Raw genomic sequence first — 22,016 nt, forward strand, 5'->3', positions numbered from 1 at the left:
AGTGGCGTCTCCCATGGTGGCGTTCTGCTCCACTACTGCAAAGCTCTCCGCGAGTACTTCGGACTGGCTCGGGTCGTCCATCAGATCCCTCAGGGTTACCGCGCGGATGTCGGCGCCCGTGGTCGCCACGTCGGTCAGGTAGTCCGCGATCAGACTGCCGTGGACGATGTACCGCGGCCGCTGTCCGTCGAGGACCGGGACGCGCGACCGGTTGTCCTTCTTCATCTCGGCGCGCAGTTCGGTGAGCAGGATTGATGCGTCACCGAGATTCTTGTGGAACATCGAGTCGAGCGGGACCATTCGCTCTGCCACGGGGATCGGACGGGATAGGACCGGCATGAAGGGCGCCTCGAACTGCGAGGCTCCAGAGGGGTAGCAGATAATCCTTGTGACGACTGGGATGGTGCACGCGTCGCCTTCGACGCGGAACGGGGCCCACTCGCCCACCGGATAGTCGCCGACCGCAGCCGTCCTGATCTGGCCCACCAACGACAGCAGCCACCGCGGGGGCACGCCGCCACCACCGAGGTGACGAGCCCCAATAGCCCCCAAGGATATGGAGCCGTCCAGCTCGAATCCGAAGAGACCCTCCGGCCGGTGGCTAACGACACGGGCGCCGTCAAGCACGACCTGATTGGCTGAATCGACGTCATTGTCTTTGACGGCCCGCCGGAGCGTGATCAGGTCGGTCGCGTCGATTTCGAGTCGTACGAAGGGCGACGTGGCGCGCTCGTCAGGCCCTGCGCCGATGCCCGTGATCAGCGGTTCCAGCTCGCTGAGCATCCGATTCGAGAACTGTAGGAGCTCCGGGCTCTGGTCGGTAAAGCCCGTGAGCGCGCTGCCGGTCGAGAAGAGCTCGGAGCTGGTAAGCAAGGTTGTGACGAATCGGCGGATCGACGTGAGATCGAACAGATTCACCCTCAGGCGGTCGCCGAACGGCTTTGGGCCGTCCGCAGCGCATTGCAGGACTATCACGTCGGTCTTCTTCTGGTCGCTTGGATCGATGGCTATCCCGCATTCCCACATGCAGTACGACCAGTCCTCGGTACTCGAGGTGTAGATGAGCAGCACGACGTCAGACTCCGCGAGGATCCGCTTCAGCTGTTCGTTGAGCTTCGCCCCCGGTTCGGGTCCCTCGAAGTCGGGGTCCGACGACAGGTAGATCCGCGCCTGGTTGCCGGTCCATTCCCGGAGAAGTCCGGCCACCTTGGAAGCAATGGCGCTGTCGACATGTCGATGGCTGATGAAGATCAGCGGCTTAGGCATCGTCGCCTCCGCTCTGACGGGTATGCCGTCCGCCTGTGCCGAATTAAGCGGACCAGATAATCGTCGCGCCCACATCGCACATGGGCGCGAGTAGTCCACTACCTGAATCGGTCAGTCGAACGCGCCAAGGACGTTGAAACCGTCGGCTTAGCGGTAGTACGCTTCCCCGCCGGTCGGGTATCCACCACCGGTGGTGGTGATGTGCACGTGGTCGTAGTGGCCGTACCCACCAGCTTGCGAGCCGTTCGGGGTGTAGTAGGTGCCCCGCCAAATCGCATCCTGCATCCCGAATCGCACCGCGTTCTTTCGCACGAACGCGACGATTTCATTTCCGAGCGCAATGCCCTCGGCGGTGCCGGGATTGGGGATCGTCACGTCGAGCGCCAACCCGTTGGGGTGCCACGGCAGCGGATCCGCTCGCACGCCACCGATGTCTTGAATCTCAGGGAATGCGGCGCTGATGGCGCGGGAGGCCAGGATCGTCCTGACCTGTAGGCCCCGCTCTGGAGCGAGTCCAACTGGCAACAACTCTGGGACTTTAACCGCCTCGACGATCCGGTATCGCGATGCCGCCACGAACTGACCGGGAACGGAAACGACGCTCAATTGCGGGCCGGACGGACCCGACGCATGGGCGATCGGTGCTGCCGCCACGATCTCCATGCAGCAGGGTGATGTGTCCTCGACGACGGGTTCGGGTTCGCTTTTGAGGCCGAGTGGTTGCACATCTGCGCCGGCGGCGAAGAAGACAGCCGCTGGGGCGATGACCGCAGCCAGGCCTACTGGCGACTTCCGTCGCTCCTTGGCTACTGAGTGGCGCCCCACGGGAAGCACCATAAGGGCAAATCACGAAATAATCACATTCTTGAAAAGACCCGATGGAGTATAAGAAAGTTACCCCGCCCGTGTCGGGGTTCCTACCAGGGTAAACAGGCGCCACGGTGCCCAGGAATCTTATTACGATTGTGTGGAGATGAACGACGACATTGCACCGACAACATCGGTAACGACACAAGACGGCCGCACCCTCGCCTGTTGCGAAGTCGGCGATCCGAACGGGCCGCTCGTCATCCACAATCACGGCGGACCCAGTAGCCGCCTCGAGGCACGCCTCTTCGCCGACACAGCATCCAAGAATCGGATACGGCTGGTCTGCGTCGATCGGCCCGGCTTCGGACAGTCCACTCCACAAAGAATGCGCACCTACTCCGCCTGGGCCGACGACGTGGTGGCCATCGCCGACGCGCTGGGTCATCACGAGTTCGGAGTCACGGGATGGTCGGAGGGCGGGCCGTGGGCACTTGCCGCGGCCGCTTACATCGATCCGCTTCGGCTGCGCCACGTCAGCAGCATCGCGGGTGGAAGCTACGGAGCATTCGGCGATAACTGGGCGGCCGATCAGCTTTCGAAAGCCGACGCGTTCGGCGGCACCCTTGCTCTACGTTTCAAGCCCGGCTTCCGCCTGATGTACGCGACGCTGGGCATCGTTGCCAAGCACTTCCGCGCGACTTACGTCAAACAAGTCATGAGCGCCGTCAACGACTACGACCAAAAGATCTTGGGCCAACCGGACGTCGAAGCCGCCTTCTACGAAACATCCGCCGAATGCTTCGCTCATGGGTCCGACGGGCTTGTTCTGGACAGTGAACTGCTCTATCGGAGTTGGGCTTTCGACGTGACAACCATCGAACGTCGGGTCCACATGTGGCAGGGCCTCGACGACGGCCTCGTCGCCGATTCCATTAACAAGACGGTCGCTGAGCGGATGCCTGGAGCGGTATGGCACCCGGTCGAGGGGGCAGGGCATTTCGTGGCCATCGGGTCAGCGCACGAGATATTCGGCATCGCCGCCGAAGAGCTTCGCAGCTAACACAACTTCCCCGCGTTTGCCCGCGAGCGGTACTCTCGAACCGACTGACAGGCAGATCGGGGGCACATCAATGGACCTGGTGCTCGGTCTATCGATGACTTCGACGGACCTTCGCTGGGTGCTCGTTGAGGGGACGACGGGCGAAGGCGCCACCATCCATCGCGACGGTATCGACTTCGACACCCTCGACGACGTGCTCGCCGCCGTCGGCGAAAACCGTCTCCACGCGATCGGTGTCACCTGGACCAATGAGGCCGAAGCTCAGGCGTCGATGATCCTGGACACGCTGGCAGCCAGGGATCTCGGGAACGTCATCGCCATCTCCGAACTCGAGGCCGCCGACGCGCTCGCGGCCGGCATCGCGGAGCGCACAGGTTATGACGACGTCGCGGTGTGCCTGGTCGAACCGGATGCCGCCGTCGTTGCGCTGGTAACTCCGGACGGGGTCACCGTCGACCGCATCGCCAGACCGCTCGACGGGAACGACGCGGTCGAGTTGCCCAGCAGCGTGATCGCCCAACTGGACCTCGACGAATGGCAGCCGGAGGCCATCTTCGTGGTGGGCTCGGCCGACGACCTCGATCTGGTGATGTCTTCGCTCGCTGTGTTGACCGACTCGCCGGTCATCTCGGCCGCAGAAGCCGACCTGGCGCTGGCGCGCGGGGCAGCGCTGGCGTCGGCGCAGGCGGTGAACGCGTTGGACACGCCTCGCGCGCCGTTCATGTCGAGAACCGGTGCGTTGACGTCCGTTCTCGTCGCCGCCGTGGTGATCTTCGTCGTCTCACTGTCCGTCGCCCTCGGTCTTCGGCTGACGCCAGGAACCGAGTCGACGCCCGAGCAACCGCGGGTCGCCAACGCCGACGCACCGGTGCCCGCAGCGCCCGCGCCATCCGTCCCGAAGGCCGTGCCCGAAACACCGCGCCGCGCCGCGCCGCCGCCACCTGCGGCACCGCCGCGTGAAGCCGTGCCATCTGCCGCGAGGACAGTCGCTGCCGCGGTCCCGCCGCCTCCCGAAGCCGCCCCGGTCGACGAGCCACCGGCAGTCGCCCCTGCCCCCGCTTATGTGCCGCCGACTCCCGCGTATACGCCGCCCGCGCCCGCCTATGTACCGCCCGCGCCCGCACCCGCGTACGTGCCGCCGGCCCCGCCGCCGAACTACGTCCCGCCTGCTCCGCCCGAGCCCCGTCTGCGTGACCGCATCATCGAACGCATCCCGATCATCAACCGGTTCCACGAACCGGAACTGCAGTACCCGGGCAACTAGAGCAAGACCTGCGAACGGCGCAACGCGCTCGCCATCGCCGCCGCAGACTCGGGTGTACTCGTGATCCGCCAGTCGGCTTCCGTGTCATGCTCGAACCAGACGAAGCCCATCACGTCGTGTTGATGACCGAGGAAGTCGACCAAGCGGGCGATCCAATCCGCTTTGCGCCCACCGGCTTCCGCGCAGCCGACTTCGGTGACCAGTATCGGCTTGTCGTCGCAGACAGTGCGCAATTGATCCAGCATCGTTCCGAAGAGATCCTCCGGATCGACCCATTGGCACCACGGCAAGCTGGTGCCCCAGTTGTATCCGTCGACACCGAGTGTGTCCACGTATCCATCCCCGGGATACCAGTCCGACAGAGCGCCGCTACCAACGACCGTCGGCGCCCACACCCAATTGACGTTCTGCACTTGCTGGAGCGAAAAGATGTCATGCAGCCGCCGCCACGCCGCCACATAGTCGGTCGCCGAGGTGCCACCGTCCGGCGTCCACGGATAGCTATGGCCGTTGAAGGCGTGGGCGAACCGAATGTAGGCAGGCGATCCCCAATCCGCTAGCTGCGCGGCCCATCGATGGACGTACTCATCGAGCGCGCCAGACAGCAAGGCGTGGACGACGGCCGGGGACCGGTCATCGGTCCAGCACCACGGTTCCCATGTGACGATCGGGTCGGCACCGCAGTAGCTGGCGACGGCCATCGCGGCGACGGGCGGCTCGGCGAAGAAGTCTTCGAAGCACATCACCATCTCGGGCCGACGGCCCGCAGCGTCGGCTACGGCCTGCAGCTCTCGCGCCCCCAGCAAGCCCCCCGGCGTACTGACACCGAATCGCAGCGGCCCGGCCAAGGCAGACTGCGACGGTCGGCTAACTATTCTGGTCTGTAGGTCCATCCCAAAACCCCCCGCCTACCTCGTTCCCTAAAGCCCCCAATGTCGTGTTCCGCGATACTCGCAAACATTCCGCCGGAACGTTGGTGAATCACCGGATCCGTCAGGCTGTGTCGTCTCGCCACTTGAAACTGTTGACGTACTTGCCCATGTCCATCGCGAGCTGCAGGTTGACGCCCGACGGATGCCCACTCCCGAAATCAGGGCTGAACTCGTGATAAGGCCCGATCGCGGCGGCGACCAACGCATAGTCGTTCTTGACCGCGGTCATCACCACCAGCCGGAGCCGGGTGAATGTGCCGCTGGAATCCTGGGGGTATTCGTCGACGACGACGCCGTATCCGGGCTCGTATCCGACCATCGCGTTCGGAATCTCGTAATCGGTTGTGGCGTCAGGGTAATTCTCGCTGATCAAGTCCTCCGTGATCTGCTTCGGCGTGCGATTAGCTGCGGGTAGGCCGAACAACTCCAAGGTGCCGGTGTCGCCGGCGACGAAATTCAGCTCGACCCCATCGGGGTTCAGCTTCGCCTCGTATGCCGTTCCGGGACCGGGGTATTGGACCGAGAACTCACCATCCTGGGACACGAAGCGGGGGGTTGATTCGACCGGCTTATCGATCGGTGGGCGTCCGCAATCCGGCGGGCACACGAAGCGCGGGACAACGGGCGTCGCCAGTACCGCCACCGTCGCTGCCGCCGCGACGGCGATGCCCATGCCTGCGCCCAACGTTGCGAGCAACCACCCGTGGCTTGTGTGCCGCACTGGCGTCGCCTCATACGACGCCGCAGGCAGACCGGAGGCCGGACGCAGGGTCGAGACGCCTTCGGCCGCAGGGGATTTCCGCGCAGCACGCGATGACCGTGATGACGCCCGCGCCGCCACCCCGCAATTCGCGCAGAACGCCATGTCTGGCACAACGTGATCGCAATGCGGGCACAGCACGTGTTCACTGGGGTTCATCGGGTCACGCGCCTCGTACAGCAGCGCCGCCTGCAGCCCGATCCTCAGGATCAGCAACGCGATCACTGTGGTGATCACGTGCACCCCGAAGTGCAAGCCCTGGAACAGCGGCGTGATCTCCATCAGACCCTGCCCGGCGTAAAGAGCAAGTGTCGCAAGCACACTCGATGCAAGCAGCTTCGGCCGGCCGAACCACAGCGCCGCACCGACGAGACCGCCCATCGCTGCCGCGGTCAGCGGAACCGCCACTCCCTGAATGCCCGCCTGGACCAGTAGGCCGCTAGCCGGTCGGTCGGTTGTCAGACCCGTCCCGAACTGGGGGGCCAGCCTGGTCAAGGTTGCCGCGGCGGTGAATGTGACGGCGCTCAATGCGCCAAACACGAACCCATCCAACGATTCTCGCGTTGTCCCACGCAGCAGCCGGATCACCACCACCGGGACGAGTGAAAGGACCGCGCTGCCGACCGGGATCGCCAGTCCCACAAGACGCGTCTGCTCGTCGGGTTCGCCGGCGCCCAGCGCAACATCGTAGAAGTCTGCGACGACGCCGCCCGTCAGCAAGGCCCAGACCGCGCCGAGTCCGACCGCTATCACGACTGTCAGTGCGAGGGAACGGACAGGCAAATCTCGGTGGACGTCGGCCTCGTACAGGTAGGCCAGGTACACCAGTGGCAGGCCCAGCACGCTGATCGCGATCAACGGCGCCTGCCACCGCATCAGCGCGAGCGCGATCATCGCCAATAACAGGACCGCCAGCCCCACCCGAAACGGTGTGCGCGACCGATGAGGCAGGTGCGGAAAGAGCGAACTGGCCACCGACAGCCGCAGCACCTGCTCCCCCGGCGCCGCCGCGTACGCCCCCATCCGCAGCCGACCCCGCCCGTCACCGCGCTGCGCGGTCAGCTGGGCGCCGCAAGTTCCGCAGAATGCAGCGGCGGGCACGTCGGTTCCGCAAACCGAACAGGGCATGGTGGGCACCCCCGCCGGGGTCATCGCGGTGCGATTCCCTTCTGCAGATCGAGGAGATTTCGGGCGAGGTTGTACGTGTTCGGGCTGCCCAGCCCGGTCACCAGGTCGTAACCGGGCTGTGAAGTATCGACCGCGTTGCCGCCACGGCGCACGTCGCGGAACCCGGGCAGGTTCGAACCGGTCGCGACCCGATACAGCAGCGGGTTGATGTCGCCGAGCAGACGACCGCCATTGGCCACCAGGTACTGGTTCATCAACGTGGTCAAGGCGGCCCAGATCGGCGCTGATTGAGAGGTACCGCCGCCGACCACCTCTTGCTGCTTGAAGATGAACCTGACGCCGGTGAACGGATCGGCGACGGCGGCGACATCGGGCGTCAACCGGCGTCGGTCGGTGTCCCGCTCGATGGTCAGCCGACGTTGCCATTCCGGACGGTCGAACAGGGCCGACACTCCGCCGCTAGTGCCTTGCGACAGAGGCGAATCCACCCACGCGTGTTCGGCCAGCCACTGCCCGCGGGGCCCCGTCGACAGAGTGGTGCCGCCGACAGAGGTCATCTCGGGCAGCGACGCGACCGCGTCCAGGCCGATGTCGTCGGGCCCAGGCGGCGCGGACCACTCGTCGCCGCCCTTGCACTCCAGGCCCGCGGTGTCACCGCTGGCGTCGAACACCGACGTTCCATTGCGGTGTGCGGCGGCCAAGGCGGCCTGCACCGGGGCAAGGTCGGCGGCGCTGACGAACGCCTCGCATCCCCATCCGATAGAGAGGCTCCACACCGCACCGGGATACTGACGGTCGGCCTCGGAGAACATCTGGCCGATCTTCTCGTATGCGCCGTCGCCCTCAACGGTTGGCCGCGCATTGACGACTACGAGGCGCGCATCGGGCGCAATCGCATGTGCCACTTGAAGATCCATCGCCGTTTCGCCGTGCGCCTCGGCCGGTTGCCCACCGATAATCACCGGCGTGAACCTCGGTAAGCCGGACGTGTCGGCGAAGGTATCGAGGTCTTCCTGGTCGGCCTTGTCGAACGCAAAGAACACGATGGTCATGCCCTTGCCCGTGAACCCGGCGTCGGCGAGCGGCGCCGCGTTGTACGCATCCAACAACCCGTCGGGCGTCAACCCTCCCTGCGGCACGTCGCGAGGAAAGAATCCCGGACTCGCCGTCCGATAGGGGGTGTAGCTCATGATCCGGCCAAGCCCGGTGACGACACCGCGCAGCGGCACGGGCACCGCGGGTTGTTGCGGAGATGCGTAGAAGGCCCGCCCTTTTCGGCTCCGATAGTCATTCACCGGCACCGCGAAGGCGCGTGCCACACGTTCGGCAGCGCCCTCGACGATCGCCCATGCGTCGCCGGGGCGCCACCGCACCGACAAGCCCTGCGCGTCGGCCCATCCGATCAGCACATCGGGCCGAAGGGTGTTCGGCAGCGTGATGGTCAACTGCGCGTCACCGACACGCGAGGGACCGAGATCACTGGAGCCGGCCAGCAAGTACCCGTACGGGCCAGTGATAACCGCTGGGTTGGCGGGTTTGGCTGGCGTCGGGCCTAGTAGTGATACCACCACCAGAATGCCGGCGGCGACGAGGATCAGCGCCAGCCAACTCGCACGTCGGCTCCACCGCAGCAATGTGGGAAGCATTAGCGAATCCCTGCTGACCTGAGTAACCGAACGGTCAGAACCACCGCCAACCGCGCGGCATTAGGGCGCGTCAGTTGGCCGGGTGCCGTGCCTGCCCGTTGGTGGCGGCGCGGGCTCGACGTGGGTGGGCGTGAATGGGTTAGCGCCGCCGGGATCGAGGCGCGGTGCCTTTTCCGTCGGTGATGGCGGAGCAGCGGGCGAAGTCGTGGTGGTCGCCGTGGTCGTGGTGGTCGTGGTCTCGGGTGCCTTTTCTTCTTCCTTGGCACACGATGCGGTCAACCCGACCATCGCGACGATGGCAAGTCCGCCGGCAACGGCCGAGAGTTGACGGGCAAGACGATGTGATTCCATTTCATTCCATTCTTATGGTCTACTACCAGGCAATTCTCGACCCAAACCGACCTGGCAGCAGGTCTACGTTGACGCGTCGATGGTCTCACAGTTAATTTGACCTGTCAGCAAATTCGCCGTAATTGACGCCAGCGGCTTTTCCTCTGCAACTATTCGCTGGCGGACCGATTCAGGAGTACCTGGCAGCCGCACAGCAAATACGGCAGCTCGCCATGCGAAATCCGTTGGGCACGTGGATCTTTGGCAGTCCCTGTGAACCACCTGTGGACCTCCGGATGCACAGCGGCCAATTCTGACCCAAGATTCAATTCGATCGGGAAAAGTAGCGCCCAGTTGTCCTCAAGATCGTCCGAATCGCCAACCAAAGGGATCGAGATGAGCATGCTGCGCAATATCCGCAAGGTGCTGGCCATCGCAGGTATCACCACGTTGACCCTGGTAACCGCTTCCTGTGGCGGCGGTGACAACGAGAGCGCCAGCGGCGGCGAGGGCGGCGGGAACATCAACGTCACCCTGACCTCGTTCCCGGACCACATCGATCCGCAGCTGTCCTACACACTCGAGGGCTGGGAGGTGCTGTGGAACGTCTACACCCCCCTGCTCACCTACAAGCATGAACGTGGAAAAGAGGGCACCGAGGTGGTCCCCGGGCTGGCCGAGGCAATGCCCGAGATCTCCGCAGACGGCAAGACCTACAAGCTGAAACTTCGGCCCAACATGAAGTACTCGGACGGAACTGACATCAAGGCCTCCGACTTCACGTATGCGATCCAGAGGCTGTTCAAGACCGAATCCGGGGGGTCGGTGTTCTACGACGTCATCGTCGGCGCCAAGGATTACGCCGAGGGCAGGGCCCAGACGATCAGCGGCATCCAGACCGACGACAACACCGGTGACATCACCATCCAACTCGAGGCGCCGAACGGCACGTTCAACAACGTGCTCGGGCTCATGTTCGCCGCTCCCGTCCCGCCGAACACCGTGATCGACGAGGACGCGACGAACAACCCGCCGCCCTCGAGCGGCCCGTTCATGATCACCAAGGTCGACGCCCCCCGCACGCTGACAATGCAGCGCAATCCGCAGTTCCAGACAGTGAAAGACGCAGGCGCCGACGAGGTGGCCGATGCCCAGGTCGATCAGATCATCGTCACCGAGAACAAGAACAACAGCGCTCAAGTCACCGACATCGAGCAGAACAAGGTCGATTTCATGGTCGATCCACCGGCCACCGACCGGCTGCAGGAAGTCAAGACCCGCTACGGCGACCGCTTCCGGCTCGAGGAGTCGATCAACACCTACTACTTCTGGATGAACACCGAGACAGCGCCTTTCAACGATCTTCGGGTGCGCCAGGCAATCAACTACGCCATCGACCCCGAGGCGCTGAACCGGATCTTCGGCGGCCGCCTGCACGCGTCACAGCAGATCCTGCCGCCGGGAATGCCCGGCTACCAGGAGTACAAGCTGTATCCGGGGCCTGACGTGAACAAGGCGAAACAGCTTATCGCAGAAGCGAACCCGGCCGATCGCAACATCACGGTGTGGACCAACGACGAGCCCGACCGCAAGCGGATCGGCGAGTACTACCACGATCTGCTCCGGCAGCTGGGCTTCAACGCCACCCTCAAGGTGATCGCAGGCGACGTCTACTTCACCACCATCGGCAACGCGTCGACGCCGGACCTCGACACCGGATTCGCCAGCTGGTACCAGGATTTCCCGCACCCCGACGACTTCTTCCGTCCGCTGCTGCATGGCGACAGCATTCTGCCGACGAACAGCAACAACTTCGCGCGGGCCAACATCCCTGAACTGAACGCCAAGGTGGACGAGTTGCTGACCAAGCAGCTCACCGACGAAGGCGTGGAGCAGCAGTACGCCGACGTCGACAGGGCATACATGGAGCAGGCCGTGTGGGTGCCGTACGGCAACGAACAGTTCTCGACATTCGTCTCCGAGCGCATGAACTTCGACGAGTCCTATCACCATCTGCTGTTCAACCAGGACTTCTCTTCGTTCGCGCTGAAGTAGATGGTCGCGCCCATCGGCGAACTGGATGCCCCTGGGGAGCCGCCACTGCCGACCGGTGTTCCTGCCGCGCAGATCGCTGGGCGAAGCCCGTGGTATCTGGCCTGGCTTCGCCTGCGCCGCAACAAGTTTGCATTGGCTTGCGGTGTTCTGTTCGTGCTGATCGTGTTGTTCTGCCTTGCGGCGCCCCTATGGGCCGAGCACGTCGCGCACACCGGGCCGAATGACAACCACATCACCGACAAAGTGGTGATCGACGGGAAGGAAACCGACGTCGTCGCACCCGACGGCACCCCGATCGGCCCGGGTTTGCATGGTCGTTTCCTGCTCGGAGCCGACCAGAATGGCCGTGACGTCATGGTCCGGCTGATGTACGGCGGACGCACGTCCATCTACATCGGTCTGGCCGCCGCGGCCGTCACCATCCTGCTGGCCGTCGTCGTCGGCCTGCTCGCCGGCTATTACCGGGGGTGGATCGACACGGTGCTGTCGCGCGTCCTCGACGTGGTCTGGGCCTTTCCCGTGCTGCTGCTCGGCATCGCGCTCGGCACGGCATTGTCGGTGGGGGGCCTCAAGATCGGCCTGCTCGAGATCGCCGGTGACTCGATCTGGATCCCGATCCTGATCATCGGCTGCGTGTACGTGCCCTACATCGCCAGACCGATCCGCGGCGAGATCCTCGCACTGCGCGAGAAGGAGTTCATCGAGGCGGCTGTCGCGATGGGTAAGGGACCGTTGCGGATCATGGTCTCGGAGTTGTTGCCCAACATCATCTCGACGATCATCGTGTTCTTCACCCTCAACATCGCCAACAACATGCTGCTCGAGTCGGCGCTGTCGTTCCTCGGCGCTGGCGTACGCCCGCCGAACTCGTCGTGGGGCACCATGATCGCCGACGGCTACCAGATGATCTACACCGCTCCACATTTGACCATCGTGCCCGGGCTGATGATCGTCGCAACGGTGCTGTCGCTCAACGTATTCGGCGACGGACTTCGGGAAGCACTCGACCCGCGGGCCAAGATCCGGCTGGAGCACTGAGCCTATGGCGAAACGAGAACTCTGATGGTCCGGTTCATCGCGCGGCGGTTGATCGGCATGGTCGCGGTGCTGTTCGCGATCTCGGTGATCGTCTTCTTGATCTTCAACGTGATCCCCAATTCGGATCCCGCCCTGCGGATCGCAGGCAAGAACGCCGATCCAGAACTGATCGCCAGGGTCAGCCGTGATCTCGGGCTGGATGAGCCCCTGCCCATTCAGTACCTGACCTTGATGAAGAAGATCTTCACCGGCGAGCTCACGTCGTATGCCAGCGCGCAGAACGTCGTCGAACAGATCTGGGAAGGCTTGCCCGCAACGCTGTCGTTGTGTATCGGCGCCGGGGTGCTGTGGATGACGGTGGCGATCGTGTTCGGTTACCTGTCCGCGGTGCATGCCGGCAAGTTCGCCGACCGAGCACTGACAGTCCTTGCGCTGGTTGGCATTTCGATGCCCGTCTTCTGGCTGGCCGCTATCCTGCTGTACTTTCTCACGTTCAAGGTGCAGCTGTTCCCGACGGGCAGTTATGTGCCGCTGACCGAGGATCCGGCGCAGTGGGCGTTGCACTTGATCCTGCCGTGGTTGACGCTGGCCGTGCTGTTCATCGGGTTCTACAGCCGCGTACTGCGGTCCAACATGCTCGACGCGATGAACGAGGACTACGTGCGCACCGCCCGCGCCAAGGGCATCAGCGAGCGCCAGGTCCGGATCCGCCACGTGCTGCGCAATTCGATGATCCCGATCATCACACTGTTCGGCCTCGACTTCGGCATGGTGGTCGGCGGGGGTGCCATCCTCACCGAAACCGTCTTCAACATCAACGGAGTCGGCCTGTACGCGGGCGAGGCGATCGGCAGCCTGGACCTGCCGCCGTTGATGGCGGTGACGATGTTCGGCGCGTTCTTCATCGTGCTGCTGAACACCTTCGTCGACGTCGTCTATGCCCTTCTTGATCCGCGGATTCGCCTCGGAGAGGCGGCCCCGGCATGAGCACGCTGCTTCGCGTCGACGATCTTCGGGTCGGCTTCGCCACCGAAGACGGTGTCGTGCAGGCTGTCGACGGTGTTTCGTTCGAACTCGCCGCAGGCGAAGTGCTGGCCATCGTCGGCGAATCCGGTTGCGGGAAAAGCGTTACCGCGCAAACACTGACCGGCCTGACCCGGGCGCCAAACGCCAGAATCACCGGCTCGGTCAGCTACCGCGGCCGCGAGCTCAACGGGCTCGACGACGACCAACTTCGAGATGTCCGCGGCGAAGAGATCGCGATGGTCTTCCAGGACCCGATGTCCTCACTGAACCCCGTCTATCGCATCGGCGACCAGATCACCGAGATGATCCACGCGCATCGCGACATCTCCCGCGAGGATGCGACTGCCCGCGCGGTCGAGCTGTTGGCTTCGGTGGGTATCCCCAATCCCCAGCGCCGGATCCGCAGCTACCCCCACGAGTTCTCCGGCGGGATGCGCCAGCGGGTGATGATCGCGATGGCGCTCTCGCTGGAACCGAAGGTGCTCATCGCCGACGAGCCGACCACCGCGCTCGACGTCACCGTCCAGGCCCAGATCCTGCGGCTGATCGATGATCTCAACCGCGAGCGTGAGCTGGCCGTCATCCTGATCACCCATGACCTCGGGGTGGTCGCCGAGGTGGCCGACCGTGTCGTTGTCATGTACGCCGGCCAGATCGTCGAGGACGGAACACTCGACGAGATCTTTTACGACCCGCAGCACCCATACACCTGGGGTCTGCTCGGCTCACTCACCCGTCTCGATCAGCCACGGGGCGGACGGCTGCCCCAGATCAGCGGCCAGCCCCCCTCGCTGCTGGACCCGCCGTCGGGCTGCCGCTTCGCGCCGCGGTGTCCCCACGTCTTCGAGATGTGCAGTGAGATCCCGCCGCTCGAGCCTCGCGCGGGTGGCACGCATCTCGACCGGTGCTGGCTTGATCCCCTGGCGAAGAAGGCGGCGCGGTGAGCAAGGGCGATCCACTCCTGGAGGTCACCGACCTCGTCAAGCACTTCCCGATCAGGTCGGGGATCGTGGTGGACCGCGAGGTCGCGCGGGTGCGCGCGGTCGACGGCGTCAGCCTGACCCTCAACGAGGGTGAGACGCTCGGGCTGGTCGGAGAGTCCGGATGCGGCAAATCGACCCTGTGCCGGGCGATCCTGCAGCTGACGCAGCCGACGTCGGGGTCGGTGTCCTTCCTCGGCGAGGAACTGGTCGGGCGTTCGCGACGAGACCTTCGCCCGTTGCGCCGTCAGATGCAGATGATCTTCCAGGACCCGTTCGCTTCGCTGAACCCGCGAAAGCGGGTGGGCCAGATCGTCGGCGATCCATTGGAGTTGCACGGCCTGGCCAAGGGCGCCGAGGCGAAGCGACGGGTGCAGGCCTTGCTCGATCGGGTGGGCCTGCATCCTGAGCACTACAACCGCTACCCACACGAGTTCTCCGGCGGGCAACGTCAGCGGATCGGCATCGCCCGCGCGCTCGCGCTGCAGCCGAAGCTGATCGTGGCGGATGAGCCCGTGTCCGCACTCGACGTGTCCGTGCAGGCGCAGATCATCAACCTGCTCAAGGAACTTCAGGACGACTTCGGGCTGTCCTACCTCTTTGTCGCGCACGACCTAGGCGTCGTCCGCCACGTATCGGACCGCGTCGCGGTCATGTATCTCGGCAAGGTCGTCGAGAACTCCCCGACAGAGCGGCTGTATCGCAAGCCGATCCATCCGTACACGAACGCGCTGCTGTCGGCGGTGCCGATCCCCGACCCGAAACTCAATGCGGCACGCGAGCGGTTGGTGCTCGAGGGCGACGTGCCAAGCCCGATCGATCCGCCGCCCGGCTGTAGCTTCCACACGCGATGCCCATGGGCCACCGAGATCTGCACGACGGACGAGCCCGCCCTGCTCGAGCACGACACGGAACACGTGGCCGCATGCCATCATCCGAGGAACGTGGAGGAACCGGCGCCGTCGGTCGTCTGACTCAGGGGAACGGCGGAGCCTGATATGGGTTCTGCGGCACCTGAATTGGGATCGGCACGGGAACGAACGGCACGTTGATGTACGTCGTCGTCATAGGTGTCGTCGTCGGGGTTGTGGTCGTGGTCGTCGTGGTGGTCGTGGTGGGCGTAGTAGTGGTGGTCGTCGTTGTTGTCGTCGTGGTCGTGGTCGTTGTGGTCGTCGTCGTAGTGGTGGTGGTCGTCGGCGGCGTCGTGGTGATGTGCGTGGTCGTCACGGGCTCGACGATCGTGGTCGGCGGCGGTGGCGGCGGTGGCGGCGGCTCGCTGGTGACGGTGACGGTCTGGACCTGCGGGGGCGGTGGCGGCGGCGGTTCGGAGGTGGGCGGCTTCACCGAGGCCGTGCTGGGCGGCTCGGTGGCGGTGGTGCTGTCGGTCGCGCTCGTCAGGGCGATCGCCACCCCTCCGACGGCGATCAACGCCACCGCCGCGGCCACGCCGAACACCAGCTGTGGCAGCCGCTGCCAGCTGCGCGGCTCCTCGATAGGCTCGGTCGCCGGCACGTATTGCACCGGTGGTCGCGCGCTGGTGCCGACGGTGTCGTAGTAGTCGTCGCCGCTGTACGGCAGGGGCTCGTCGGCGGTGTCGTCATCCTGCGACCACGCCAACGCGCGGAATGTCGCCGAACTGGGCGCATGCCCTTGCGGTGGGTCAACCGGCACAGCAGGCGCCACACCCGTCTGGGCTTCGGCCGCCGAGCCATATGCCGCGAACAGCGCGGCGCCTACCGCGGCGTCCAGCGCCGGCTGCGGTGTGGTCACCACCGCCGCCCTCGAGTGCTCCGAAAGCCGCGCAGTGATCAGCGGGATGCTGGCCCCTCCGCCAACAGTGGCCACCGCGGAGACATCCGGCCAGCCAATTCGATTGCGCTCCAACAGGTTTTCCAGCGCCGCCAGCACACCCGCGAAGGGGACGGCGATCAGGCCCTCCAGCTCGGTGCGGGTCACCCGGATTCCGGACCGGTACCCGGGCAGCTCGACCGTGAGTTCGGTGACCGTATCCGCCGACAACCGCTCCTTGGCATCACGGCATTCTTCGCGCAGGCGGGTGAGCGATCCCACCGCGGCGGTGCTCGCCGGATCGACAGCGCCGGCGTTGGCGATGTCCTCCAGGACATGGCTGAGCAACGCCTGATCGATCTGATCTCCGGAGAACTCGACGTAGCGGGACGTCTCGTCGATCGGCTCGAACGCCGCCGCCGCGTCGGCAAGGGTGATGCTGGTGCCGCTGCCTCCGAAATCCAGCAATGCCACCACACCCTGGGACGGCAGTCCGGGATTGGTGTGCAGCGCGGTCAACGCCGCGACGGCGTCGCTGAGCAACCGGGCTGGCCGCCGCAACGCGTCGTTCAGCGCATGCTGCGTCGCCATGCTCCAATGCGCAGGCACCGCGATCGCGATGTCCGCCGGCGGCTGGCCGCCGCTCGCGCGGATCATCTCCTCGAGCGCCTCGACCAGCAGACGATCGGCATGATGCGAGGACCCGTCGGCGGCCACCAGCGGGACTGCGTCGCCGACACGCTCGACGAATCCGCTCATGGTCAGGCCCGACGCCGGCAGCGTGACCGCCGAACGCCGTATCAAGGGTTGATTGCCGACTCGAGCAGCGACCAGGTTGGTCGTCCCGATCGACAACCCCAACGGGTCGCTCATAACGGACCACACGATAGCCCTCAGGTTGGCCTAACTACGGTAGACACTCCGTAACAACGCTGGTCGAACGCCGTTCCGCCATCACGGTTTTGGGTTTGCACAGCAACCATCACGGGTACAGCCAACTCCATGACTTCACTGTGGCTATCAGATCGAGTCGACCGGCCGCTACCACCGAAGCACCTGGGGGAAGCGGACCGCTCGGCCGACGTGGCGGTCGTCGGCGCCGGGCTGACGGGGCTGATCACCGCAGTGTTGCTGGCCAGGGCCGGCAAGAAGGTGCTGGTGCTCGAGGCGCACGCCGCTGGGATGGGCGCCACCGGCAACACCACCGCGAAGATCAGCCTGTTGCAGGGCACCAAGCTGTCGAAGATCGTCGGCAAACACGGGCCGAACGTCGCGCAGGATTACGTCAAGGGAAATCGCGAGGGCCAGGAGTGGTTGATTCAGCACTGTGAGGCGCATGGCCTTGCTGTGCAGCGCGAGGACGCCTACACCTACGCCCAGTCCGAGAATGGCGTTCCGTCGGCACGGCAGGAGTACGAAGCGTGCAAGGCCGCAGGACTCGAGGCCGAGTGGGTCGACGACGCCGATGTGCCGTTTCCGTTTCACGGTGGCGTCAAGCTGGCACAGCAGGCGCAGTTCGATCCCATGCCATTCCTGGACAGCCTGATCGTCGAACTCGACGAACGGGGCGGGCGGCTCGCGCAAGGCGTTCGCGTGCAAAAGGTTTCGGCACACGGCGACGGACTGACCCTTCATGCGCGCACGGCCGACGGCGACGAGTTCGATGTCCATGCCAACCAATGCGTACTGGCGACGGGAATTCCGATCCTGGACCGCGGCGGCTTCTTCGCCCGGCTCAAGCCGAATCGCTCGTACTGCATGGCCTACAAGGTGCCGGGCAACATCACCCGCGGCATGTACATCTCCACCGACTCCCCCACCCGTTCAGTGCGCTATGCCCCGACCGCCGATGGCGATCGCCTGATCGTCGGCGGCGCCGGTCACCCGGTGGGACACAAGAAGAACCCGGCGTCGTCGGTGCAGGAGCTCGATTCGTGGGCGAAGGTGCACTATCCGGGTGCGGTACAGACCCACTACTGGTCGGCACAGGACTACACGCCGATCGACGAACTGCCTTATGTCGGGCCGATATTGCCGGGGAACGAAAAGATCTTCGTCGCAACGGGTTTCGACAAGTGGGGCATGACCAATGGCACCGCAGCGGCGCTCGCGCTGTCGAGCCGCATCCTTGGCGGCCGGATGGACTGGGCCGAGGCCTTCGCGAGCTGGAGCCCACACGAGCTGTCAGGGATTCCCAAGGCGATGCAGCTCAACCTGCAGGTCGGGCTTTACCTGGCAAGGGGTTGGATCACGCCGGTGACGCGGATCGGCGATCGCACACCAGAGGATGGCGGAGTGGTCAGCGGTCCGCCGTGGGATCTGGAGGCTCGCAGCATCGTCGACGGCGTCGAGCATCGAGTGTCGCCGGTTTGTCCGCACCTCGGCGGCATCGTCAATTGGAACGACGCCGACGAATCGTGGGAATGCCCACTGCACGGGTCACGGTTCGCACCCGACGGCACCCTGCTCGAAGGTCCCGCGACGCGCGATCTCACTGCGGCTCAATAGGTTCCGTCGGCGTCGGGAAGAACCGGCGCATCGCCGCGGAGCCGACCACGCCGATCGCAATCAACGCGATCGCGATGCCGTCGGGTACCTCGTCCGACACCCAGCCGACGATCCCCGTCACCATCACGAACGGCGGAAGCCAGTCGAAGATCCGCGCCATCGACGTCGACTCACCGGTCGCGTAATCGGGGTAGAACTCGGTGAACGCGCCGGCGAAGATGAGCGCCGCGAGCGGCACGATCCACGCGGTCCAGAAGTTGTTGTTGTCGCGCAGCACAGCGTCGCCGAACGCGCCGGAGATCGCCGAGACGACGAACGCGCCCGCCCACGCCGCGGAGATCATGTAGTTGATCCGCAGGAACAACGGGCTGTCCCAGTGTTCGCGCGGCGTGGTGTCCTTGGCGTAGGCCAGCGTGAACGGCCTGCGGATCAGCAGGGTGGTGACTGCGAACGCGGCCAGCGCGATGTTGCTCAACTCGCCCGACCACAGCTCCAGCCACTCGATGGTGCGCTCCGGCGCGACGAGGCCGAGAATGGCGAGAACACCGAAGTAGGCCAGGGTGAACGCCTCGAGCAGGTGCACGGGCACACCGCGTCGGGACCCGACCCATATCGTCAGCAGCGCCAGACCCAACGCAGCGGAGGCGGCCTCTTCGAACCTTCCCGGGCCGGAGACGACGGCCATCAACACCCACGGCGCGATCCCGGCAAAGGGGGATCTGACGTAGCCGTCAATGAATTTCATGACCGGACTCTATGCCGCGAAACCGGGTTGTGTTGCAATGTCCGCCATGGCTGACATCGACGAGATCAAGCAAGTCAAATACCGGTACCTGCGCGCGCTCGACACCAAGCACTGGGACGAATTCGCAAACACGCTCACCGAGGACGTGGTCGGCAGGTACGGCGAGTCGATCGGCGAGGAGCACCACTTCACGAACCGCGACGAGTTGGTGACGTTCATGCGCAACTCGTTGGGGCCCGAGGTTCTCACCGAACACCGAGTCACCCATCCGGAAATCACCGTCGACGGCGACGAGGCGACGGCCATCTGGTATCTGCAGGACCGAGTGATCGCGCCCGACTTCAACTTCATGCTGATCGGTGCGGGCTTCTACCACGACCGATACCGGCGCACCAGCGACGGCTGGAAAATCAGCGAAACCGGTTACGACCGCACCTACGACGCCTCCATGTCGACGGAGAACCTCAACTTCAAGGTGAAAGCCGGTCGCGCGCTTAACATCTGATTACTGTTGTGTGACCGCGATCAGCGCGCCGGGCCGTAGCCAACGCATGATCTCGACCAGTTTGGCATCGTCGATCGCGACGCAGCCGGCAGTGGGTCCGCCGTCGGTGGCGTGCAGGAAGAACGCGCCGCCGTTGCCGGGGACGCGTGCCTTGTTGACACCCATCACCACCGCGTGCACGTACTGTGGGATCTCCAGATTCTCAGTGCCGCTGGCCGGATCGGTGTTGAACGGGCACTGCTCCTGCTTACACACCTGCATGGTGTTGTAGGTCGGACTCTTCATGTCGCCGTCCCACCAATGGTCGGGCCCGACCTGGACGTACTGCAGACCGCCGCCGGGATTCGGTGCGGTGCCGAATGCGAAGTCAAGCGTGAAGATGCCCATCGGCGTCTTCATCTCGCCGTCGTGGGTTTCGGGGGCCATGCCCTTGGCGCCCACGAACGCCGGAATGCCGACGGCGATGGGTTCCCAGCCGGCCGCCGTACGCTGGAAGACGTCAACCTTCGCCGATGAACCGCCGTCTCCCACAACGGAAATCACCTGAGTGGCGTTGCCGACTTGCGGCGCGAACCACGGCGTGAACTCGGCACGGGTAACGGGTGCCGTCGCAAGGCAGACCACTGAAGCGCATAGCAGGACCAGCAGTCGGCGCACCCCGCCATGCTATGTCGCGGCGGGCTCGCCCTCGAGAACGCCACGCAGCCACGTCGTCCATTTCGTGTTTTCGTTGGCCGCGGTCCCGGCTGCGTCGGGACCGTAGAAATAGAAGCTGACAGCCGCTCGGGCAACGTCGCCCATCGCGAAGCTCCCGATCAATGCGATGCCTTGCGCGGGTTCGTCGACGCGCAGCATCAGTTGACGGGACTGCGCATCTTGGTGGACTCGTTCGACGACACCCGCCAGTCGCGGTGCGCCGGAGGGCGTTTCGCGGCGGTCACCGACGTTGGCGCCGACGACATTCAGCGCGTCGGTGAGCTTCGACCACGCTTGCGGCTCGCCGCCGGAGGGAGTCGCCGTGGCGTGCACGGTAGCGACCGGTTGGCCCGCGAAGTTCTTGAGATACACCTTGAGTACCTCGAAGAAGCCCGGCCAGCCGCCCTCGAAGCTCTCGAGTTCGCCGTCCCAGTCGTCGCGTTCGGTGAACAGACTGTGCACCATCCGCACCACGCAGCTGTCGCCCGAACGGCTGGTGACGGTCACTTCGGTGGCCACCGGAGGCGCGTCACCACTCCAGCCGTACTCCTCGTATGCGAAGCGGACCGGGGGATCCCACGCGGTGACCTTTCCGGAGGAGGTGCTCTCGCCGCAGTTCTCTTCGCCGAAGTCGAACTTGATGTCACCGCCGACGCGTTCCTCCACGGTGGTGGGTGTGAACCAGGCGCTCATGCCTGGCCCGGTGGCGATGGCGTGCCAGACCTGTTCAGGGCTGCCGGGAACCAGAAGCTCCATCTCGACCCAGCGCTTGCCGGAATCGTCTTTCTTCAAAGGCATTTCGCGTCCTCCTTCGGCTTCGGATAAGCCGCGACCACCAACCGGTAGCTACGGCCATTGGAATCGGATTCGTCGTGATAGCGGGCGGCCAATGAGGTGACCGCAGCGGAGAGTTCTTCGGTGAAGGCGGCCCGATCGGCGGGGGATCGGAACCTGATGGCGGTGTCTATGGACAGAGTCGCCAGTCGCTTGTTCTCCTCGCGAGCGACCCCCCACAACTCGCCGACTTCCCGGACAGCCCGAGCGGCGAGCGCGATCAGATAACTCGCGGACAGCCGGTCGTTGGTCCGGCCCGGATCGGCGCCGACCGCACCCAGCGCACCGGGCGATACGACATAGGACGCCGCGGTGGCGACGAGCAGGCGCTCCGTGAGCCCGCCCCATCGGCGTTCTCCGGCAACGGTGACGAGTTTGTGCTCCTCCAGCGCACGTAGGTGGTAGTTCACTTTCTGCCGGGTGATGCCGACGCGAGAGGCGAGCGTGGCGGCCGACGCCGGCTCGGTCAGTTCAGCGAGCAATCGGCCCCGGGTGGGGTCAAGGGCGCTGACCGCCGCCGCAGGATCCGCGATCACCTCGACGTCGAGCATGTCTCCATCGTTGCCATTGACAAGTTTATTTGTCAAGGGTCGTGGATACGTTGGCGGAATGGAACTGCTGCCCCTTCGGCGACTACGCGGCATC

At 64.9% G+C, this 22,016-nt stretch carries 20 protein-coding genes; 9 read left to right on the forward strand and 11 right to left on the reverse strand.

All coding sequences use genetic code 11. The features are described from left to right. Together VFH65_RS01160 and VFH65_RS01165 are read right to left on the reverse strand one after the other, a co-directional pair. Positions 1-1,266: toll/interleukin-1 receptor domain-containing protein (locus VFH65_RS01160; protein ID WP_353319294.1), on the reverse strand; the 1,266-nt coding region annotated here is incomplete at its 3' end. A gap of 147 nt (positions 1,267-1,413) precedes the next feature. Then, entirely contained in the window at positions 1,414-2,091 is a 678-nt protein-coding gene (locus tag VFH65_RS01165; RefSeq protein WP_353319295.1) for a hypothetical protein, read from the reverse strand. Between the two features lie 148 nt (positions 2,092-2,239). On the opposite strand from VFH65_RS01165, the gene VFH65_RS01170 reads away from it, so the two are divergent. Together VFH65_RS01170 and VFH65_RS01175 are read left to right on the forward strand one after the other, a co-directional pair. Further along, positions 2,240-3,136, forward strand: a complete 897-nt coding sequence (locus VFH65_RS01170) for an alpha/beta fold hydrolase (RefSeq protein WP_353319296.1) — start codon at positions 2,240-2,242, stop codon at positions 3,134-3,136. Positions 3,137-3,206: 70 nt separating this feature from the next. Next, entirely contained in the window at positions 3,207-4,400 is a 1,194-nt protein-coding gene (locus VFH65_RS01175) for a DUF7159 family protein (protein ID WP_353319297.1), read from the forward strand. Here the strand turns inward: VFH65_RS01175 and VFH65_RS01180 are convergent. The 4 genes from VFH65_RS01180 to VFH65_RS01195 form a co-directional block, all read right to left on the reverse strand. Further along, the gene (locus VFH65_RS01180; RefSeq protein WP_353319298.1) at positions 4,397-5,206 is read right to left on the reverse strand and encodes a glycoside hydrolase family 26 protein; all 810 of its coding nucleotides are present in this window, start codon (positions 5,204-5,206) and stop codon (positions 4,397-4,399) included. The genes VFH65_RS01175 and VFH65_RS01180 overlap by 4 nt on opposite strands. Before the next feature lie 187 nt (positions 5,207-5,393). Continuing rightward, positions 5,394-7,193, reverse strand: a complete 1,800-nt coding sequence (locus tag VFH65_RS01185) for a zinc ribbon domain-containing protein (protein WP_353319299.1) — start codon at positions 7,191-7,193, stop codon at positions 5,394-5,396. 47 nt (positions 7,194-7,240) lie between these two features. Beyond that, positions 7,241-8,866, reverse strand: a complete 1,626-nt coding sequence (locus VFH65_RS01190; protein WP_353319300.1) for a S53 family peptidase — start codon at positions 8,864-8,866, stop codon at positions 7,241-7,243. Positions 8,867-8,926: 60 nt separating this feature from the next. Then, entirely contained in the window at positions 8,927-9,217 is a 291-nt protein-coding gene (locus tag VFH65_RS01195) for a hypothetical protein (protein ID WP_353319301.1), read from the reverse strand. 375 nt (positions 9,218-9,592) lie between these two features. Here VFH65_RS01195 and VFH65_RS01200 point away from each other — a divergent pair, with 375 nt between their 5' ends. The 5 genes from VFH65_RS01200 to VFH65_RS01220 are packed head-to-tail and all read left to right on the forward strand — an operon-like array spanning position 9,593 to position 15,269. Beyond that, on the forward strand, positions 9,593-11,251 hold the full coding sequence (locus VFH65_RS01200) for an ABC transporter substrate-binding protein (protein WP_414688331.1): 1,659 nt from the start codon (positions 9,593-9,595) through the stop codon (positions 11,249-11,251). Continuing rightward, on the forward strand, positions 11,252-12,289 hold the full coding sequence (locus tag VFH65_RS01205; protein WP_353319302.1) for an ABC transporter permease: 1,038 nt from the start codon (positions 11,252-11,254) through the stop codon (positions 12,287-12,289). Between the two features lie 24 nt (positions 12,290-12,313). Next, positions 12,314-13,276 (forward strand): ABC transporter permease, encoded by a 963-nt coding sequence (locus VFH65_RS01210; protein WP_353319303.1) that lies wholly within the window; start codon positions 12,314-12,316, stop codon positions 13,274-13,276. Further along, positions 13,273-14,259 (forward strand): ABC transporter ATP-binding protein, encoded by a 987-nt coding sequence (locus VFH65_RS01215; protein WP_353319304.1) that lies wholly within the window; start codon positions 13,273-13,275, stop codon positions 14,257-14,259. The genes VFH65_RS01210 and VFH65_RS01215 overlap by 4 nt, the downstream gene beginning before the upstream one ends. Continuing rightward, entirely contained in the window at positions 14,256-15,269 is a 1,014-nt protein-coding gene (locus VFH65_RS01220; RefSeq protein WP_353319305.1) for an ABC transporter ATP-binding protein, read from the forward strand. The genes VFH65_RS01215 and VFH65_RS01220 overlap by 4 nt, the downstream gene beginning before the upstream one ends. Before the next feature lies 1 nt (position 15,270). Here VFH65_RS01220 and VFH65_RS01225 read toward each other — a convergent pair whose 3' ends face one another. Then, positions 15,271-16,956: an Hsp70 family protein gene (locus VFH65_RS01225; RefSeq protein WP_353319306.1), complete on the reverse strand. Its 1,686-nt coding sequence runs from the start codon at positions 16,954-16,956 to the stop codon at positions 15,271-15,273. Between the two features lie 129 nt (positions 16,957-17,085). On the opposite strand from VFH65_RS01225, the gene VFH65_RS01230 reads away from it, so the two are divergent. Next, on the forward strand, positions 17,086-18,591 hold the full coding sequence (locus tag VFH65_RS01230) for an FAD-dependent oxidoreductase (RefSeq protein ID WP_353319307.1): 1,506 nt from the start codon (positions 17,086-17,088) through the stop codon (positions 18,589-18,591). Here the strand turns inward: VFH65_RS01230 and VFH65_RS01235 are convergent. Next, on the reverse strand, positions 18,575-19,336 hold the full coding sequence (locus VFH65_RS01235; RefSeq protein WP_353319308.1) for a hypothetical protein: 762 nt from the start codon (positions 19,334-19,336) through the stop codon (positions 18,575-18,577). The genes VFH65_RS01230 and VFH65_RS01235 overlap by 17 nt on opposite strands. Positions 19,337-19,382: 46 nt before the next feature. On the opposite strand from VFH65_RS01235, the gene VFH65_RS01240 reads away from it, so the two are divergent. After that, entirely contained in the window at positions 19,383-19,841 is a 459-nt protein-coding gene (locus VFH65_RS01240; RefSeq protein WP_353319309.1) for a nuclear transport factor 2 family protein, read from the forward strand. On the opposite strand, the gene VFH65_RS01245 is transcribed toward VFH65_RS01240, so the two are convergent. From VFH65_RS01245 to VFH65_RS01255, 3 genes are read right to left on the reverse strand one after another with little or no spacing between them, the layout of a single operon-like run. Next, on the reverse strand, positions 19,842-20,498 hold the full coding sequence (locus VFH65_RS01245) for a L,D-transpeptidase family protein (RefSeq protein ID WP_353319310.1): 657 nt from the start codon (positions 20,496-20,498) through the stop codon (positions 19,842-19,844). A gap of 9 nt (positions 20,499-20,507) precedes the next feature. Further along, positions 20,508-21,335 (reverse strand): SRPBCC family protein, encoded by an 828-nt coding sequence (locus VFH65_RS01250; protein ID WP_353319311.1) that lies wholly within the window; start codon positions 21,333-21,335, stop codon positions 20,508-20,510. Then, positions 21,326-21,922, reverse strand: coding sequence for a helix-turn-helix domain-containing protein (locus VFH65_RS01255; protein ID WP_353319312.1), 597 nt, complete (start codon positions 21,920-21,922; stop codon positions 21,326-21,328). Before VFH65_RS01255 ends, VFH65_RS01250 begins: the two co-directional genes overlap by 10 nt. Positions 21,923-22,016: the final 94 nt, after the last annotated feature.

Source organism: Mycobacterium sp. (assembly GCF_035697385.1).
In the GTDB taxonomy this organism is placed as follows: domain Bacteria; phylum Actinomycetota; class Actinomycetes; order Mycobacteriales; family Mycobacteriaceae; genus Mycobacterium.

Excerpts from the sequence above, each read along its gene's own strand:
- VFH65_RS01170 (WP_353319296.1), top strand. The coding sequence starts at position 2,240 with ATGAACGACGACATTGCACCGACAACATCGGTAACGACACAAGACGGC.
- VFH65_RS01175 (WP_353319297.1), top strand. The coding sequence starts at position 3,207 with ATGGACCTGGTGCTCGGTCTATCGATGACTTCGACGGACCTTCGCTGG.
- VFH65_RS01190 (WP_353319300.1), bottom strand. The coding sequence starts at position 8,866 with ATGCTTCCCACATTGCTGCGGTGGAGCCGACGTGCGAGTTGGCTGGCG.
- VFH65_RS01195 (WP_353319301.1), bottom strand. The coding sequence starts at position 9,217 with ATGGAATCACATCGTCTTGCCCGTCAACTCTCGGCCGTTGCCGGCGGA.
- VFH65_RS01200 (WP_414688331.1), top strand. The coding sequence starts at position 9,593 with ATGAGCATGCTGCGCAATATCCGCAAGGTGCTGGCCATCGCAGGTATC.
- VFH65_RS01205 (WP_353319302.1), top strand. The coding sequence starts at position 11,252 with ATGGTCGCGCCCATCGGCGAACTGGATGCCCCTGGGGAGCCGCCACTG.
- VFH65_RS01210 (WP_353319303.1), top strand. The coding sequence starts at position 12,314 with ATGGTCCGGTTCATCGCGCGGCGGTTGATCGGCATGGTCGCGGTGCTG.
- VFH65_RS01215 (WP_353319304.1), top strand. The coding sequence starts at position 13,273 with ATGAGCACGCTGCTTCGCGTCGACGATCTTCGGGTCGGCTTCGCCACC.
- VFH65_RS01225 (WP_353319306.1), bottom strand. The coding sequence starts at position 16,956 with ATGAGCGACCCGTTGGGGTTGTCGATCGGGACGACCAACCTGGTCGCT.
- VFH65_RS01230 (WP_353319307.1), top strand. The coding sequence starts at position 17,086 with ATGACTTCACTGTGGCTATCAGATCGAGTCGACCGGCCGCTACCACCG.
- VFH65_RS01235 (WP_353319308.1), bottom strand. The coding sequence starts at position 19,336 with ATGAAATTCATTGACGGCTACGTCAGATCCCCCTTTGCCGGGATCGCG.
- VFH65_RS01240 (WP_353319309.1), top strand. The coding sequence starts at position 19,383 with ATGGCTGACATCGACGAGATCAAGCAAGTCAAATACCGGTACCTGCGC.
- VFH65_RS01250 (WP_353319311.1), bottom strand. The coding sequence starts at position 21,335 with ATGCCTTTGAAGAAAGACGATTCCGGCAAGCGCTGGGTCGAGATGGAG.
- VFH65_RS01255 (WP_353319312.1), bottom strand. The coding sequence starts at position 21,922 with ATGCTCGACGTCGAGGTGATCGCGGATCCTGCGGCGGCGGTCAGCGCC.